Raw genomic sequence first — 16,220 nt, forward strand, 5'->3', positions numbered from 1 at the left:
CCGCCCGCTCGCGCGCGCGTACCGTGCCACCCTGCCGGACCAGTCGACGACCCCAGGACGAGGCGCATGCCCGACACGAAAACCAAGAAGCCCAAATCCCCGGACCGCACGAACAACCTCCTGCACGGCGGCAAGCAGGGGGCCACATGCCCACGTTGCAAAAATCCGCGGTACAAGGGCCATGACGTACCGCAACTCACGGAGAGCGACGAGTTGCGGCGGGTCCTCGGCACTGTGGTCGCCGCGCTCCGACAGGACACGTCGGTCACCACAAAGGCTTTTATGATCGGGGCGCTTGAGGCGCGCATAAACAACAAGCAGTACCGCCTCGTCGCTTCCAGCGGGCGCCAGGAGACGCCGTGGGTCACAAAGGCCCATATTCCCTCGGGGTGGAAGATCGTCGAACCTGCGCTGCCCAACGACCGAACAGGCTGGTGGAACATCAGGGGTGACAGGGTCGACTTCCCCGAGATGGCGGGCGTCACCCGCCCTTGCGCGGCCATGAAGCTCCTGCTCGGCCTCGCCAGGGAAATCCCCAAGTGGGGTTCCGTACAGCATGTCTTCCTCGCCGAGGAGTACTTCAAGGGCAAGGCGTATGTGCCGGACCCCCGGAATCCGGAACCCCGGCAGTGGCGCGGCAAGGGCGATCTGTGTTCGTACACGGCCGAGTCCTGCGACCAGTGCGAAGCGCGCATCCCCTACCTGATCTGCGACGTGCCCGCCAACGCGGTCCCCGACCCCGACTGAGCCGTCCCGGAGCCCCTCTCCGGAATGGCCGACATCCGACGCCCGCCCCCCTGTTCGGCATCGCCTTCCATCGCTGATCGTTGACCTCACGACGGAAGCGCGAGGGGAGAGCCCGGATGCCGATCAGTCGCAGAGTCCTCCTGGCCGGCGGAGCCGGCCTGGGGCTGGCCGCCGCGTCCGCCGCCTGCGGCTCCAACACCGGCCGCGGAGCGGAAGGTTCCCGCGTCCGGCTGACGCAGTGGTACCACCAGTACGGCGAGGTGGGCACCCGGCAGGCCGTCGGCCGGTACGCGGCCGCGTATCCGGGCGCCGACGTCCACGTCGAGTGGCGGCCCGGCAATTACGACCAGCAGACCGCTGCCGCCCTGCTCACCGACGCGGGGCCGGACGTCTTCGAGACCACCGGGCCCACCCTGGACCAGATCCGGGGCGGCCAGGTCACCGACGTCACCGACCTGCTCAAGAACGTTCAGGACGACTTCCTCCCCGCCGTCCTCGCCCCCCGCACCCACGACGGCCGGATCTGGGGCGTCCCCCAGGTCGTCGACACCCAGGTGCTCTACTACCGCAAGAGCCTCCTCTCCGCCGCCGGCGTGAGCCCACCCCGCACCCTCGACGAGCTGATCGACGCCGCCGCCCGGCTCACCGACCGGAACCGGAGGACGAGGACCAAGGGACTCTTCCTCGGCAACGACGGCGGCGCGGGCGTCCTCGCCGGCACCCCGCTGTACGCCGCCGGGCTGTCCCTCGTCACCCCGGACGGCAAGGTCGGCTTCGACGACCCGGCAGCCGCCCGCACCCTCGGCAAGCTCCACAAGCTCTACGCCGCCAAGTCGCTGCTGCTGGGCGCGCCCACCGACTGGTCCGACCCCTCCGCGTTCGTCCAGGGACTCACCGCCATGCAGTGGTCCGGGCTGTGGGCACTGCCACGCGTCAAGAAGGAGCTCGGCGACGACTTCGGCGTGCTGCCCTTCCCGCCCGACGGCCCCGCCGGGCGGCCCGCCGTGCCCGTCGGGGCGTACGCGGCCGCCGTGAACGCGCGCACCCGGCACCGGGACGCGGCGAAGGCCTTCGCCAAATGGCTGTGGGTGGAACGCGCCGACCACCAGCTGGACTTCGCGCTCTCCTACGGCTTCCACATCCCCGCCCGCGCCTCCCTCGCCGCGAAGGCGGACAAGCTCACCACCGGCCCGGCGGCCGAGGTCGTGCGGTTCGTCAAGGACCACGGCCACGCGCAGCCCCTGCTGTGGACGCCCGCGAGCCAGGTCGCCTACCAGGACGCGCTGCACCGCATCATCCAGGAGGGCGCCGACCCGGCCGCCCAGCTGAGGGCGGCGGTCCGCAGGACCGAGGCCGAGCTCACGCGCGTACGGAAGGCGGCCTGAGATGCCCGCCACCGGCGCACGGCGCCACAGCCGCACGCTCTGGTTCTGGGTGTTCGTGGGCCCGTTCGCGGCCGGGCTCGCGCTCTTCACGTACGTACCGCTGCTGTGGAGCGTCTGGCTCAGCTTCTTCGACGCCCACAACACCGTCTCCCCCACCGACTTCGTGGGCCTGGACAACTACGCGACGGTGCTGGGCGACCCGGCCTTCCGCTCCTCCCTCCTGACCTTCGTGGTCTTCACCGCGTTCATCGTCCCCGCCACCTACGCGCTCTCGCTCGGCCTGGCCCTGGCGGTGAACCGGCTGCGCGTCGCCCAGGCGTTCTTCCGCTCGGTGTTCTTCCTGCCCGCCGCCTGCTCGTACGTCGTGGCCGCGCTGGTGTGGAAGCTGTCGGTGTTCAACGGCGTCCGCTTCGGGCTGGCCAACACCGTCCTCGACTGGTTCGGCGCCGACCCCGTGGCCTGGCTGGCGACCACCGACCCGCCCTGGTACTGGCTGGTCGTCGTGACCGTCCGGCTCTGGCTCCAGACCGGCTTCTACATGGTGCTGTTCCTGGCCGGGCTCCAGCGGATCCCGGTCCGGCTCTACGAGGCGGCCGCGCTCGACGGCGCCCGTCCCGGCTGGCAGACCTTCCGCCACATCACTTTCCCGGCGCTGCGGGCGACGTCCGTGGCCGTGATCCTGCTGCTGGTCATCAACTCCTTCCAGGCGTTCGACGAGTTCTACAACCTGCTCTCCGACGCGCGCGGCTACCCGCCCTACGCCCGCCCGCCGCTGGTCCACCTCTACTACCTCGCCCTCGGCCAGGGTCAGGACCTGGGCCTGGGCAGCGCGGGAGCGGTGGTCCTGGCGCTGGTCATCGCCGTCGTCACGATCGTGCAGGCCCGCTGGGCGGGGCTGGGCCGCACGGAGGAGGCATAGGCCGTGCACGACGCCCGCAACGCCCACGACATCCACGACATCCACGACGCCCTCGTCCGCGCGGGCCGCGCCCTGCGCCTGGCGCTGCTGATCGTGCTCGCCGCGCTGTTCCTGCTGCCGTTCTACCTGCTCGTACGGAACGGGCTGGCCTCCGAGGCGGAGATCACCGCACCCGGCTGGACGCTGTTCCCCCGCGATCCGCACTGGTCGAACGTCCGGGAGCTGTTCACCGACCCGGACGTGCCGATGGCGCACGCCCTGCTGAACTCGGCGCTGATCGCGGTGGCGACGACGGCCGGCACGCTGCTGCTCGCCTCCCTCGCGGGCTACGGACTGGCCCGGATCCCCTACCGGCACGCCAACGCCGTCTTCTACGCGATCCTGGGCACCCTGATGGTCCCGGCGGCGGTCACGTTCGTGCCGTCGTTCGTGCTGGTGTCCTCGCTGGGGTGGGTCTCCTCGTTGCGCGGGCTGATCGTGCCGACGCTCTTCAGCGCCTTCGCGTGCTTCGTCTTCCGCCAGTACTTCCTGGGCTTCCCCCGGGAGCTGGAGGACGCCGCGCAGGTGGACGGGCTGGGGTACTGGCGCACGTACTGGCGCGTCGTCGTGCCCAACTCCCGGCCGGTGTTCGCGGCGGTCGGCACGATCGTGTTCATCGGCGCCTGGAACTCCTTCCTGTGGCCGCTGGTCATCGGCCAGGGGCGGAGCTCATGGACCGTCCAGGTGGCCCTGTCGACCTTCACGACCGCGCAGACCGTCACCGTCCACGAGCTGTTCGTGGCTGCCGCGGTCTCGATCCTGCCGCTGCTGCTGGTCTTCCTCTTCCTCCAGCGCTACATCGTGGCGGGAGTGGAACGGTCGGGGATCGACGACTGAGGGGGTGCCCCTGGCCCGGCTGGGGTCCGGGGGTCATCCCCCGGGAGATTGCAGCATCGTGGCGGGAGTGGAACGGTCGGGGATCGACGACTGACCGCCCCGGGCGCGGCCCGGCCCGCGGTGGCCGCCGCGCAGCAGCGCGGCGCCGAGCGGGGTGAGGGTGTGCATCACGGCGCTGCCGTGGCGCAGGGTCAGCACCAGCCCGGCCTCGCGCAGGACGCCCGCGTGCTGGCTGGCCGAGGCCGCCGACACGCCCACCCTGCGGGCCAGTTCGCTCGTCGTGCAGCCGCCTCCTATGGAGCCGAGCACCGCCGAGCGGGTGTGGCCGACCAGCTTGCCCAGCGAGCGCGGCGCCTCGGGGACGACGGGCGCCGTCTCCGACATCGTCCGGGCCGGGTAGACCAGCACGGGCGTCAGCTCGGTGTTCTGGAGCGTCACCGGGGTGCGGCGGCAGAAGAACGAGGGCAGGAGCACCAGGCCGCGTCCGTTCAGGTGGAGATCGCGGTCGACGGGGTAGTCGACCTCCAGCACGGGCGCCTGCCAGCGCATCGTCGGCGGCAGCGAGGACAGCAGCGCGTCCGCCCCGCCGTCGAGCAGCGCCCGGCCGCGCACGGCGCGGTCCGCCTCGATCTGGGCCTGGATGTGCGCCCAGTACGGGGCGATGGCGGCCTGGTGGTACGCGTGGAGGGCGCCGATCAGCTTCCCGAACGCCCGGGAGTCCCCCTCGGCCAGCGATCGTATCCAAGCCGGCAGGGTGCGGACGGTGGAGAGCCGACCGAGTTCGTCGTGCACGCGGTCGGCGGGGGTGGCCCGCAGCGCCTCCATGCCGGACTCGAGTCCGAGTAACCCTTCGGGCGGTGTGAGGAAGTCGGGGAAATATCCCCGGGGTGGAACCAGCGGCGCCAGCAGCCGCGTTTCACCATTCAACCGAGCACGGGTTTCCGAGCGCCAATCACCGAAGATCGACTCGCCTTGTTTGTCCCGCAGCCGGTGCAGGCTCAATACGGTTTCCCAGAGCACGTCCGGGTCGCCGGCCAGGCGCAACCGGGCCAGATCGAGTCCAGTGAAATGGACACGCAGCACCAAACCCCCACATGAGACATCCGCCACCACCCCCCGCTCACTGAGTATGCACACCGACACGAGGTGTTACCACGCCCTTTTGGCCACAGTTGAAAGGACTCGCGGCGAACATCGCAGAAGCGAAATGCTATTCACGCACTCAGGGCCGCCCCGCTCGTTCCCGTGGGGGGTGGCGAGCGAAAAAGCGGCCGCTGAGTACGCGAGTTGCCGCCCGAGCCGATGCGGGCGGCAACAACTCCCGGTGGGGGAGTAAAGAGGGGCGGCGCTCCCGCACGGGCGCCGCCCCTTCGCCATGTCCCGGGCCCGACGGGCCGGTTACGCAGGGGTTACCGGCCCCCGGTTTGTGGGCAGGCGTTCCGCAAGGCTGGGGGCACCTCCCAGCGGTAGCTGGGGGAGGGTGGGCACAAACCCGCCCACCGGCAGCAACGACCCCGTCAGGGCAAGCACAGGAGGGGCAGCCCCCCGCACGGGTGCTGCCCCTCCTTCGGGCCCGGAGCCGTCCAAGGGTCTGAGGGTCGAGGTCATCCCAATGACGGCTCCGGAGCTTGTGTGGCCGCCCACGCGGCGGCCGGTCTCAGCGGCTGTCGCTGCCACCCTTCCCGTTCAGCGCCGCCGCGCGCCCGGCCTCCAGCCGCGCCACCGGCACCCGGAACGGGGAGCAGGAGACGTAGTCCAGGCCCACCTCGTGGAAGAAGTGCACCGACTCGGGGTCGCCGCCGTGCTCACCGCACACGCCCAGCTTGAGGTCGGGGCGGGTGGCCCGGCCGGCCTTGGCGGCGGCGCGGACGAGGGAGCCCACGCCGTCCTTGTCGATGGTCTCGAAGGGGCTGACGCCGAAGATGCCCTTCTCCAGGTAGGCGGTGAAGAAGCTGGCCTCGACGTCGTCGCGGGAGAAGCCCCACACGGTCTGGGTGAGGTCGTTGGTGCCGAAGGAGAAGAACTCGGCGGCCTCGGCGATCTGATCGGCCGTCAGCGCGGCGCGCGGCAGCTCGATCATCGTGCCCAGCGGCAGCTTGAGCCCGGTGCCGCTCGCGGCCTCGACCTCGGCGATGACGCGCTCGGCCTCCTCGCGGACGATCTCCAGCTCCTGGACCGTGCCCACCAGCGGGATCATGATCTCCGCGCGCGGGTCGCCCTTGGCGTTCTTGCGCTCGGCCGCTGCCTCGGCGATCGCCCGGACCTGCATGGCGAACAGGCCGGGAATGACCAGGCCGAGGCGGACGCCGCGCAGACCCAGCATGGGGTTCTGCTCGTGGAGCTTGTGCACGGCCTGGAGCAGGCGCAGGTCGTTCTCGTTGGCGTCCTCGCGGGCCTCGGCCAGCGCGACGCGCACCGACAGCTCGGTGATGTCGGGGAGGAACTCGTGCAGCGGCGGGTCGAGGAGGCGGACGGTGACCGGGAGCCCGTCCATGGCCTCGAAGAGCTCGACGAAGTCGGCCTTCTGGAGCGGGAGAAGGGCACTGAGTGCCTCCTCGCGCTCGGTGTCGGTGTCCGCCAGGATCAGCCGCTCGACCATCTCGCGCCGCTCGCCGAGGAACATGTGCTCGGTGCGGCACAGGCCGATGCCCTGGGCGCCGAAGCGACGGGCGCGCAGCGCGTCCTCGGCGTTGTCGGCGTTGGCGCGCACCCGCAGCCGGCGCATGCGGTCGGCGTAGGCCATCATCCGGTGCACGGCCTGGACCAGCTCGTCCGCGTCGTCGGCGCCCGCGTGCATGCGGCCCTCGAAGTACTCGACGACCGGGGACGGGACGACCGGGACCTCGCCCAGGTAGACCTTGCCGCTGGAGCCGTCGATGGAGACGACGTCGCCCTCCTGGACGACCACGCCGCCCGGCGCGGTCATCCGGCGCTGCTTGGTGTCGACCTCGAGCTCCTCGGCGCCGCAGACACAGGTCTTGCCCATGCCGCGCGCGACGACGGCGGCGTGCGAGGTCTTGCCGCCGCGCGAGGTCAGGATGCCCTCGGAGGCGATCATGCCGTCGAGGTCGTCGGGGTTGGTCTCACGGCGGATCAGGATGACCTTCTCGCCGGAGCGGGACCACTTGACGGCGGTGTACGAGTCGAAGACGGCCCGGCCCACGGCGGCGCCCGGCGAGGCGGCGATGCCCCGGCCCAGCAGCTCGGTCTTCGCCTTCTCGTCGAAGCGCGGGAACATCAGCTGGGCGAGCTGGGCGCCGGTGACGCGCTGGAGCGCCTCGGCCTCGTCGATCAGGCCCTGGTCCACCAGCTGGGTGGCGATGCGGAAGGCGGCGCCCGCGGTGCGCTTGCCGACGCGGGTCTGGAGCATCCACAGCTTGCCGCGCTCGATGGTGAACTCAATGTCGCACAGGTCCTTGTAGTGCGTCTCGAGCGTCTCCATGATCTGCATCAGCTGGTCGTAGGAGGCCTTGTCGATGCGCTCCAGCTCGGCGAGCGGCATGGTGTTGCGGATGCCGGCGACGACGTCCTCGCCCTGGGCGTTCTGGAGGTAGTCGCCGTAGACGCCCTGGTGGCCGCTGGCGGGGTCGCGGGTGAAGGCGACGCCGGTGCCGGAGTCGGGGCCGAGGTTGCCGAAGACCATGGAGCAGATGTTGACGGCCGTGCCCAGGTCGCCGGGGATGCGCTCCTGGCGGCGGTAGAGCTTGGCGCGGTCGCCGTTCCAGGAGTCGAAGACCGCCCTTATGGCGAGGTCCATCTGCTCGCGGGGGGCCTGCGGGAAGTCCCGGCCGGTCTCCTTGGCGACGATGCCCTTGAACTGCTCGACCAGGGCCTTGAGGTCCTCGGCGGCGAGGTCGACGTCGGTGGTGACGCCCTTGGCCCGCTTGGCCTCCTCCAGCGCCTCCTCGAAGAGGTCGCCGTCGACGCCGAGCACGGTCTTGCCGAACATCTGGATGAGCCGGCGGTAGGAGTCCCAGGCGAAGCGCTCGTCGCCGGCCTGGGCCGCGAGACCGGCCACGGACTCGTCGGAGAGGCCGATGTTGAGGACCGTGTCCATCATGCCGGGCATGGAGAACTTGGCGCCCGAACGGACCGACACCAGCAGCGGGTCGTCGGCCTGGCCGAGCTTCTTGCCCATCCGCGCCTCGAGGGCCTCCAGGTGGGCGGTGACCTCGTCGCGCATGGACGGGGGCTCCTCGCCGCCCTCCAGGTAGACCTTGCACGCCTCGGTGGTGATGGTGAAGCCGGGCGGCACGGGCAGACCGAGGTTGGTCATCTCGGCGAGGTTGGCCCCCTTCCCGCCGAGCAGGTCCTTGAGGTCCTTGTTGCCCTCGGTGAAGTCGTAGACGAACTTCTGGCGATCTTCGGTTACCGGCACGGGAATCGACTCCTCACTGGGGCCTCCCGGGACGCAAGGGGGTGGGCTGCCCTGACGGCGGGGAGCGTACCCAGATCGAAGGCCGATTTGGAGGTCTACTCCGCCAACTTGGGGGCGTGACCACCCATCCGCCAGCAGATCGAAAGTTGAGCGCTCATCTGAGGTTTGACCCCGCCTCCTTTAACCCTTGAAGAAAAGATGACCGAAAATCATCACTTCATCACGGGCCGTCGAAGATTCCCGCCGTCTGGCGCTGAATGCCATCAGGACTTGAAGCCAAAAGGGGTGGCACGCAGTGCCACCCCTTGGAAAGGTGCACCCCCGATTTGGCCGCTCATCTGAGCGTGGCGCCTATCAGAGGTGGCGAGAATCACGCCGTATCCACCGGCCCGTCAGCCGCCGGAAGTGTCCAGTTCCGCTTCCGTACCCACGGTTGCGCCATCGAACGGGTCATCGAGCCACCCGTCCGGAAGCACCACTCGATCGCGCCCGGAGGTCCGTCCGCGCGGCCCGTCGGCACCGGCCGGCCAGGGCTGATCCAGGTCCAGCCCGCTCAAAAGAGCGTCCAGTTCATCCAGGGAAGAGGCGATTGCCAGCTTTTTCCGGAGCTCCGAGCCGACCGAGAAGCCCTTGGTGTACCAGGCGACGTGCTTGCGGAAGTCGATGACCCCGCGCGCCTCGTCCTCCAGCCACTCCCCCAGCAGCGTCGCGTGGCGCACCATCACGCGCGCCACGTCGCGGAGCGTGGGCCGCGCGTACGAGGGCTCCCGGCCCTCCTCGCCCGCCTCGAAGGCCTCGACGAGGTCGCCGAAGAGCCAGGGGCGGCCCAGGCAGCCGCGGCCGACCACGACGCCGTCACAGCCGGTCTCCCGCATCATCCGCACGGCGTCCTCAGCCGACCAGATGTCCCCGTTGCCCAGCACCGGGATCTCCGGCACGGCCTCCTTGAGGCGCGCGATGGCGTCCCAGTCGGCGGTGCCGCTGTAGTGCTGGGCGGCGGTGCGCCCGTGGAGGGCGATGGCGGTGACGCCCTCCTGGACGGCGATCCGTCCGGCGTCGAGGTAGGTGAGGTGGTCGTCGTCGATGCCCTTGCGCATCTTCATGGTCACCGGGAGCGCGCCGGCGTTGCCGACGGCCTCGCGGAGGATCGAGCGCAGCAGGTTCCGCTTGTAGGGCAGGGCGGAGCCGCCGCCCTTGCGGGTGACCTTGGGGACGGGGCAGCCGAAGTTCAGGTCGATGTGGTCGGCCAGGTCCTCGTCCACGATCATGCGGACGGCCTTGCCGACGGTCACCGGGTCGACGCCGTAGAGCTGGATCGAGCGGGGCTTCTCGGTCCCGTCGAAGTGGATCAGCCGCATCGTCTTGGCGTCGCGCTCCACGAGCGCGCGCGTGGTGATCATCTCGCTGACGAAGAGCCCCTTGCCACCCGAGAACTCACGGCACAGCGTGCGGAAAGGAGCGTTGGTGATCCCCGCCATCGGGGCCAGGACCACCGGCGGCTGCACGGAGTGCGGACCGATCTGGAGCGTCATGGAGGGAGCTTCCTCGAAGTGGTGCGGACGGTCGGGCTGACCGTCCATTGTCCCTCATCCGGCCGTACGGCCTCGCGGGGCGGAAGTCCCCTCCTGCGGGACTCCCGCGCGACTCCTACGCGACCAGGGCGTGCAGCCGCTCCAGCCTGGCGGCGGTTTCCGTGTCGGCGGGGGTGAAGGTCAGCAGCCGGGCGCCGGGGGTGGGCCCGGTCCACAGGCTGGTGTAGTCCAGGCGCAGGGTGCCCACCCGCGGCTGCTCCAGCAGCCGGGTGCGCTGGGAGGTGATGTCGGCGACCTCGTGCCGCGCCCACAGCCGGCGGAACTCCTCCGAGGTGTCCAGCAGTCGCCTGAGCAGGCACTTCCAGGCGGGCTCGGCGAGGTGCTCGGCCATCGAGGAGCGGAATTTGGCGACCATGGCGCGCGTGGCCTCCTCCCGGTCCACGGTGCCGGCGCGCCAGCCCGGGTGGGTGAAGTAGAGCCACAGGCAGTTGCGGTCCTCGGGCGGCACGGCGTCGAGGTCGCACAGCAGATGCCCGTACGTGCGGTTGTAGGCGAGGATGTCGTAGCGCGCGTTCTGGATGCAGGCGGGGTACGGCTCCAGTCCGCGCAGCATCGCGTGGAGCGCGGGGGTGATGCCCGTGCAGTCGGCGCCGGGCATCGGGTCGACGGTGTTCGCCAGGGCGAAGAGATGGCCGCGCTCGCCGCGGTCGAGCATCAGGGCCCGGGCGATGGAGTCGAGCACCTGGCTGGACACCTGGATGTCCCGGGCCTGCTCCAGCCACGTGTACCAGGTGACCCCCACGGAGGAGAGCTGCGCCACCTCCTCGCGGCGCAGGCCCGGGGTACGACGGCGGGGGCCGCGCGGCAGACCGGCCTGCTCGGGGCTGATGCGCTCGCGGCGGGAGCGGAGGAAGGCCGCGAGCTCTCCGCGCCGTACGTCATCGGCCGTAGGGGTCGCTACGGCAGGTGGCTCAAGCGTCATCGTCGTCATGCGCTCCAGAGTGCAGGTCTTTCCGACCGGTTGCCAGGTAGTGCCGGTACCAGGATAAGAACACTCTGGTACCAGGCTCCGGGCACCGCCATCGTCGTATCCGTGAGTGAACCCCGCATAGCCCCCGTCCCCGTCCCGACGACTTCAGACCCCACGGTTCCCGGCTCCGCCTCTGTCGGGGTGCCGCCCTCCTCGCCCGCCCTGAGCCCGCTGGGGCTGACGACCGTCCTCCTGGGGGCGGCGCTGCCGTTCCTGGACTTCTTCATCGTCAACGTCGCGCTGCCGACGATCGACCACGACCTGGACGCCGGCCCGGCGATGCTGGAGATGGTGGTCGGCGGCTACGGCGTCGCCTACGCGGTCCTGCTCGTGCTCGGCGGGCGGCTGGGCGACATGGCGGGCCGGCGCCGGCTCTTCCTGTGGGGCACGGCCGCCTTCGGTGTGACCTCCGTGGCGTGCGGCCTGGCCCCGGACGCCTGGACGCTGGTGGCGGCGCGGATCGCGCAGGGCGCGTCGGCGGCGCTGATGCTCCCGCAGGTGCTCGCGACCATCCAGGCCACGACCCAGGGTGCGCAGCGCACCCGGGCGCTGAGCTGGTACAGCGGCACGGCGGGCGTGGTGAGCGCGGTCGGGCAGGTGCTCGGCGGCGTGCTGGTGTCGGTCGATCTGCTGGGCACCGGCTGGCGGTCGATCTTCCTGATCAACGCGCCGATCGCCGCGGTGACGCTGCTGCTCGCGGTCCGTTCGGTGCCGGAGACCCGCTCGGACAACCCCACGCGGGTGGACGGCCGGGGCACGGTCCTGCTGTCGCTGACGCTGGTGTCGCTGCTGGTGCCGCTGACGGAGGGCCGCTCGACGGGCTGGCCGCTGTGGTCGTGGCTGCTGCTGGCGACGTTCCCGGTCGCGGCGGTGGCGTTCGTGCTCGTGGAGCGGCGCGAGGAGCGCGCGGGACGGACCCCGCTGGTGCCGCCGTCGCTGCTGCGGGTGCCCTCGGTGCGCGACGGGCTGGCGGTGATCGTCCCCTTCTCCATCGGCTGGGGCGGCTTCATGTTCGTCCTCGCGGTGGCGCTCCAGGAGGGGCTGCGGCTGGGCCCCCTGGCGGCCGGGGCGGCGCTGGTGCCGATGTGCGCGACCTTCCTGATCGGCTCGCTGGCGGGCCCCCGGCTGGCCTCGCGCCACGGACGGCGGCTGGTGACCGCGGGCGCGGTGATCCAGGGGCTGGGGCTGATCACGGTGGGCGCGACGTTCTGGTTCGGCTGGGACGGCCTGGGCGCGTGGGGTCTGGCGCCAGGGCTGGCGATCCAGGGGCTGGGGCAGGGCCTGCTGATGCCCATCACGATGCGGCTGGTGCTCAGCGAGGTGCCGGTGGCGCAGGCGGGGGTCGGCAGCGGGGTGCTGGTCACCACCCAGCAGGCGTTCATGGCGCTGGGCGTGGCCACGCTGGGCTCGCTGTTCCTGTCGCTGGCGCCGGGCACGGGGATGCGGGACGGGCTGGCGATCACGCTGGGGGTGCAGCTGGTGCTGGTGGTCGCCACGGTGGGGCTGAGCATGCGGCTGCCGCGCAAGGTGGCGTGAGGGCCGGCGCGGGACATCCAGACTTCTGGACATCCGGACATCCATGGACTGACAGATATTGAAATCTGTCAGTCCATGTGTCACTGTGGTTGTCGTATCCGCTCCGCCCCCTTTCCCCCGAAGGAGTCCCCGTGCTGCACCGCACTCTCGGCACCACCGGCCCTCAGGTCTCCGCCCTCGGCCTCGGCTGCATGGGCATGTCCGCCCTCTACGGCGACGCCGACCGCGCCGAATCGATCGCCACCATCCACGCCGCCCTCGACGCGGGCGTCACCCTGCTCGACACCGGCGACTTCTACGGCATGGGCCACAACGAGATGCTCATCGGCGAGGCCCTGCGCTCGGCCCCCGCGGCGCACCGCGAGAAGGCCCTGACCAGCGTGAAGTTTGGCGCCCTGCGCGATCCGGACGGCGGCTGGTCCGGCTACGACGGCCGCCCCGCCGCCGTGAAGAGCTTCGCCGCCTACTCGCTCCAGCGGCTGGGCGTCGACCACATCGACGTCTACCGGATCGCCCGCGTCGACCCGGACGTCCCGATCGAGGAGACCGTCGGCGCCATCGCCGAGCTGGTCGAGGCGGGCCACGTCCGCCACATCGGCCTCTCCGAGGCCGGCGCGGACACCATCCGCCGGGCCGCCTCCGTCGCCCCCGTCGCCGACCTCCAGATCGAGTACTCGCTGCTCTCGCGCGGCATCGAGGAGCGCATCCTGCCCACCTGCCGCGAGCTGGGCATCGGCGTCACCGCGTACGGCGTGCTCTCGCGCGGCCTGATCAGCGGCCACTTCGGCCGCGACCGGCAGCTCGCCGCCAATGACTTCCGCGGCATGAGCCCGCGCTTCCAGGGCGAGAACCTCCAGCGCAACCTCGACCTGGTCGACGCGCTGCGCAAGGTCGCCGATGACCGGGGCGCGACGGTCGCGCAGACCGCCATCGCCTGGGTCCTCTCGCGCGGCGAGGACATCGTCCCGCTGGTAGGCGCCCGCCGCCGCGACCGCCTCCAGGAGGCCCTGGGCGCGCTGGACCTCACCCTGACCACGGAGGACCTCGCGGCCATCGAGGAAGCGATCCCCGCAGGCTCCGCCTCGGGCGCCCGCTACCCCGACTCCCAGATGACCCACCTGGACAGCGAGCACTGACAGAGTCGGTTGTGGGCAGGCGTTCCGCAGGGCTGGGGGCACCTCCCAGCGGTAGCTGGGGGAGGGTGGGCACAACCGACCACCGGGCCGCACCCGGGTACGGTCGTCGTACAAACCAAGCGCGCCCGTACCGCCGCCCCACCGAAGGGAAGCCGCCCTCCGATGCCCCCCGAACCGCTGACACAAGAACGCATCCTCGAGGTCACCGAAGACGTGCTGCGCCGCTACGGCCCCGCCAAGGCCACCGTGGTCGACGTGGCCCGCGCGCTGGGGGTCAGCCACGGCAGCGTCTACCGCCACTTCGGCAGCAAGGCCGCCCTGCGGGAGGCCGTCACCGAGCGCTGGCTCGACCAGTCGCACGCCGAGCTGTCGGCGCTGGCCGGCGCGGAGGGCCCGGCCGAGGGCCGGCTGCGCGACTGGCTGGCCGCGCTCTTCGCGGCCAAGCGCCGCAAGGCGGGCGACGACCCCGAGCTCTTCGCGACCTATATGGTCCTCGTCGGTGAGAACAGCAGCACCGTGGAGCGCCACATCGCGACGATGATCGGGCAGCTTGCCGGGATCATCGAAGGCGGCGTCGGCGAGGGCGAGTTCAGGCCCGTCGAGCCCACGACGGCCGCCCGCGCCGTCTGGGACGCGAGCAACCGCTTCCACGACCCCGCGTACGCGGCGGAGTGGTCGCGGCCCGACATCGAGACCGCCTTCGAGGCGGTCTGCGACCTGGTCGTACGCGGCCTCAACGCGTAACCGCGCACGCGAGGGACACGGGGTCACCCCACCCCGAGAAACCTCAGAACGGCGAGCACCCGCCGATGGTCGGCCTCGGCCTTCGGCAGGTCCAGCTTCGCCAGGATGCTGTTGATGTGCTTGGCCACGGCGCTCTCGCTGACGACGAGCCGCTCGGCGATGCCCGCGTTGGAACGGCCCTCGGCCATGGAAGCGAGAACCTCCCGCTCGCGCGCCGTCAGCCGGTCCAGCGGATCGCTGTGACGTCGCGTCAGCAGCTGGGAGACCACCTGCGGGTCGAGCGCCGTGCCACCCGCGGCCACGCGCCGCAGCGCCTCGATGAACTCCTCGACGTCGGCGACCCGCTGCTTGAGGAGGTAGCCGAATCCCGCGGTGTCACCGATCAGCAGCTCGGTGGCGTAGCGCTCCTCCACATACTGGGAGAGGAGCAGCACCGCCGTGTCCGGCCACCGCTCGCGCAGCACGAGGGCCGCCCGTACGCCCTCGTCCGTGAAGCCGGGCGGCATCCGCACGTCGAGGACGACGAGGTCCGGCCGGTGGAGCTCGACGGCGGCGAGCGCCGACTCCGCGTCGCCGGCCTCCGCGACCACCTCGAATCCGGCCGCCTCCAGGACCTTCACCAGGCCCACTCGGAGCAGGACGGAATCCTCGGCGATCACAGCGCGCACGGCAGCTCCACGGTCACAACGGTCGGGCCCCCGACGGGGCTGCTGAAGGAGAACGTGCCGTCGACCGACGCGACACGTTTGGCCAGCCCGGCCAGCCCGGTACCGCCCGAGGGGTCGGCACCGCCCACGCCGTCGTCGGAGACGACGACGAGCAGTATGCCCCCGAAGCGTTCGACGGTGACATCCGCCCTCGACGCCTGCGCGTGCTTGACCACGTTGGCGAGCGCCTCGGACACCACGAAGTAGGCGACGGCCTCGACCGCCTGGGCGGGCCGGGAGGCGAGGTCCACCTTCACCCGCACGGGCAGTGGCGCCCGTTCGGCGAGCCCGGACAGCGCGGCGTCCAGCCCGCGGTCCTCCAGGACGGCGGGGTGCAGCCCGCGTACGAGGTCCTGGAGCTCGGCGATGGCCTCCTTGGCCTCGCGGTGCGCGGCGTCGATCACCTTGCGGGCGTCCTCGGGCAGACCGGGCATCGTCACCTTGGCCAGCCCCAGATTGACGGCCAGGGACACCAGCCGCTGCTGGGCGCCGTCGTGGAGGTCCCGCTCGATGCGCCGGCGCTCGGCGTCGGCGGCGTCCACGACACCGGCGCGGGCCTCGGTGACCTCCTCCACCCGGCGTTCCAGCTGCTCGGCCCGGCTGGGCCCGAGGCGCTTCAGCGCCGCCCGGGTGTCGATCCGGGCGAGCGCGCCGGACAGCCACGCGGATCCGTAGAGCCCGGCGATCCCGCCGGCGGTGAGGTAGGCGGCCTGTACGACGTAGCCCACCTCGGCGATCCGGTACTCCGGCGGGACGGCCCATACCCACACATAGACGGTGGCGGCCACGAAGGAGGCCGCCCACAACAACAGGACACACACCCCGCCCGCCGCGATCAGCGGCCCGAACAGCAGGTGGTACCGCACCTGCCGCCAGGCCGACTCCGAGCGCAGCCATCGCACCACTCCCCCGGCCGCCGCCGGCGCGGGCACCTCCACCCCGAGCCGTGCCCGGAACCGCGCCCGCTGGGCGACGCTCAGCACCGGCGAGGCCGCCCCCACCACCGCGGCCATCCCCAGCACCGCCACCACACAGCTCAACGCCCGCGTCGGCCCCCCGTCCAGCCACGGTGCGGCGAGCACGAGCAGCGACCCGCACTGGATCAGCGCCCCGACAGCGAGAAAGGCGGCGGCACGGGCAGCGCCCTCGAAGGGCCGGAGGAGCTGCTGGAACAGGCGGGGAATTCGCATGCGCCACACGGTATACGCGCAGGTCAGAGCGGTCGATGGC

At 71.4% G+C, this 16,220-nt stretch carries 13 protein-coding genes; 7 read left to right on the forward strand and 6 right to left on the reverse strand.

Annotated elements, in window-relative coordinates; translation table 11 throughout:
• The first annotated feature begins 66 nt into the window (after nucleotides 1-66).
• The 4 genes from ACFYZR_RS02920 to ACFYZR_RS02935 all read left to right on the forward strand — a co-directional run bounded on the left by ACFYZR_RS02920 (nucleotide 67) and on the right by ACFYZR_RS02935 (nucleotide 3,927).
• Nucleotides 67-747 (forward strand): hypothetical protein, encoded by a 681-nt coding sequence (locus tag ACFYZR_RS02920; RefSeq protein WP_391904033.1) that lies wholly within the window; start codon nucleotides 67-69, stop codon nucleotides 745-747.
• Nucleotides 748-863: 116 nt separating this feature from the next.
• Nucleotides 864-2,132 carry an ABC transporter substrate-binding protein gene (locus ACFYZR_RS02925; protein ID WP_391904036.1) on the forward strand — a complete coding sequence of 423 codons (1,269 nt, stop codon included), beginning with the start codon at nucleotides 864-866 and terminating at the stop codon, nucleotides 2,130-2,132.
• 1 nt (nucleotide 2,133) lies between these two features.
• The gene (locus ACFYZR_RS02930; RefSeq protein ID WP_391904039.1) at nucleotides 2,134-3,051 is read left to right on the forward strand and encodes a carbohydrate ABC transporter permease; all 918 of its coding nucleotides are present in this window, start codon (nucleotides 2,134-2,136) and stop codon (nucleotides 3,049-3,051) included.
• Nucleotides 3,052-3,090: 39 nt separating this feature from the next.
• Nucleotides 3,091-3,927 carry a carbohydrate ABC transporter permease gene (locus ACFYZR_RS02935; protein ID WP_391904368.1) on the forward strand — a complete coding sequence of 279 codons (837 nt, stop codon included), beginning with the start codon at nucleotides 3,091-3,093 and terminating at the stop codon, nucleotides 3,925-3,927.
• Between the two features lie 33 nt (nucleotides 3,928-3,960).
• Here the strand turns inward: ACFYZR_RS02935 and ACFYZR_RS02940 are convergent, their stop codons facing one another.
• The 4 genes from ACFYZR_RS02940 to ACFYZR_RS02955 form a co-directional block, all read right to left on the reverse strand.
• On the reverse strand, nucleotides 3,961-5,010 hold the full coding sequence (locus tag ACFYZR_RS02940) for an ArsR/SmtB family transcription factor (RefSeq protein ID WP_391904042.1): 1,050 nt from the start codon (nucleotides 5,008-5,010) through the stop codon (nucleotides 3,961-3,963).
• Between the two features lie 574 nt (nucleotides 5,011-5,584).
• On the reverse strand, nucleotides 5,585-8,305 hold the full coding sequence (gene ppdK, locus ACFYZR_RS02945; protein WP_391904044.1) for a pyruvate, phosphate dikinase: 2,721 nt from the start codon (nucleotides 8,303-8,305) through the stop codon (nucleotides 5,585-5,587).
• Between the two features lie 392 nt (nucleotides 8,306-8,697).
• Nucleotides 8,698-9,837, reverse strand: coding sequence for a tRNA dihydrouridine synthase DusB (gene dusB, locus ACFYZR_RS02950; RefSeq protein ID WP_391904047.1), 1,140 nt, complete (start codon nucleotides 9,835-9,837; stop codon nucleotides 8,698-8,700).
• Between the two features lie 115 nt (nucleotides 9,838-9,952).
• Nucleotides 9,953-10,828 (reverse strand): helix-turn-helix transcriptional regulator, encoded by an 876-nt coding sequence (locus ACFYZR_RS02955; protein WP_391904049.1) that lies wholly within the window; start codon nucleotides 10,826-10,828, stop codon nucleotides 9,953-9,955.
• A 102-nt stretch (nucleotides 10,829-10,930) separates the two neighbouring features.
• On the opposite strand from ACFYZR_RS02955, the gene ACFYZR_RS02960 reads away from it, so the two are divergent.
• From ACFYZR_RS02960 to ACFYZR_RS02970, 3 genes are all read left to right on the forward strand, one after another.
• The gene (locus ACFYZR_RS02960; protein WP_391904052.1) at nucleotides 10,931-12,403 is read left to right on the forward strand and encodes an MFS transporter; all 1,473 of its coding nucleotides are present in this window, start codon (nucleotides 10,931-10,933) and stop codon (nucleotides 12,401-12,403) included.
• A gap of 131 nt (nucleotides 12,404-12,534) precedes the next feature.
• Nucleotides 12,535-13,539 carry an aldo/keto reductase gene (locus tag ACFYZR_RS02965; protein ID WP_391904055.1) on the forward strand — a complete coding sequence of 335 codons (1,005 nt, stop codon included), beginning with the start codon at nucleotides 12,535-12,537 and terminating at the stop codon, nucleotides 13,537-13,539.
• Between the two features lie 162 nt (nucleotides 13,540-13,701).
• Nucleotides 13,702-14,283 carry a TetR family transcriptional regulator gene (locus tag ACFYZR_RS02970; protein ID WP_391904057.1) on the forward strand — a complete coding sequence of 194 codons (582 nt, stop codon included), beginning with the start codon at nucleotides 13,702-13,704 and terminating at the stop codon, nucleotides 14,281-14,283.
• Nucleotides 14,284-14,306: 23 nt separating this feature from the next.
• Here ACFYZR_RS02970 and ACFYZR_RS02975 read toward each other — a convergent pair whose 3' ends face one another.
• Complete coding sequence (locus tag ACFYZR_RS02975; RefSeq protein WP_311613105.1) at nucleotides 14,307-14,951, reverse strand: response regulator transcription factor; 645 nt, start codon at nucleotides 14,949-14,951, stop codon at nucleotides 14,307-14,309.
• The gene (locus ACFYZR_RS02980; protein WP_391904062.1) at nucleotides 14,939-16,180 is read right to left on the reverse strand and encodes a histidine kinase; all 1,242 of its coding nucleotides are present in this window, start codon (nucleotides 16,178-16,180) and stop codon (nucleotides 14,939-14,941) included. The genes ACFYZR_RS02975 and ACFYZR_RS02980 overlap by 13 nt, the downstream gene beginning before the upstream one ends.
• Nucleotides 16,181-16,220 lie beyond the last annotated feature (40 nt).

Source organism: Streptomyces sp. NPDC001678 (assembly GCF_042892945.1).
Lineage (GTDB): Bacteria > Actinomycetota > Actinomycetes > Streptomycetales > Streptomycetaceae > Streptomyces.

Excerpts from the sequence above, each read along its gene's own strand:
- ACFYZR_RS02920 (WP_391904033.1), top strand. The coding sequence starts at position 67 with ATGCCCGACACGAAAACCAAGAAGCCCAAATCCCCGGACCGCACGAAC.
- ACFYZR_RS02925 (WP_391904036.1), top strand. The coding sequence starts at position 864 with ATGCCGATCAGTCGCAGAGTCCTCCTGGCCGGCGGAGCCGGCCTGGGG.
- ACFYZR_RS02930 (WP_391904039.1), top strand. The coding sequence starts at position 2,134 with ATGCCCGCCACCGGCGCACGGCGCCACAGCCGCACGCTCTGGTTCTGG.
- dusB (WP_391904047.1), bottom strand. The coding sequence starts at position 9,837 with ATGACGCTCCAGATCGGTCCGCACTCCGTGCAGCCGCCGGTGGTCCTG.
- ACFYZR_RS02955 (WP_391904049.1), bottom strand. The coding sequence starts at position 10,828 with ATGACGACGATGACGCTTGAGCCACCTGCCGTAGCGACCCCTACGGCC.
- ACFYZR_RS02970 (WP_391904057.1), top strand. The coding sequence starts at position 13,702 with ATGCCCCCCGAACCGCTGACACAAGAACGCATCCTCGAGGTCACCGAA.
- ACFYZR_RS02980 (WP_391904062.1), bottom strand. The coding sequence starts at position 16,180 with ATGCGAATTCCCCGCCTGTTCCAGCAGCTCCTCCGGCCCTTCGAGGGC.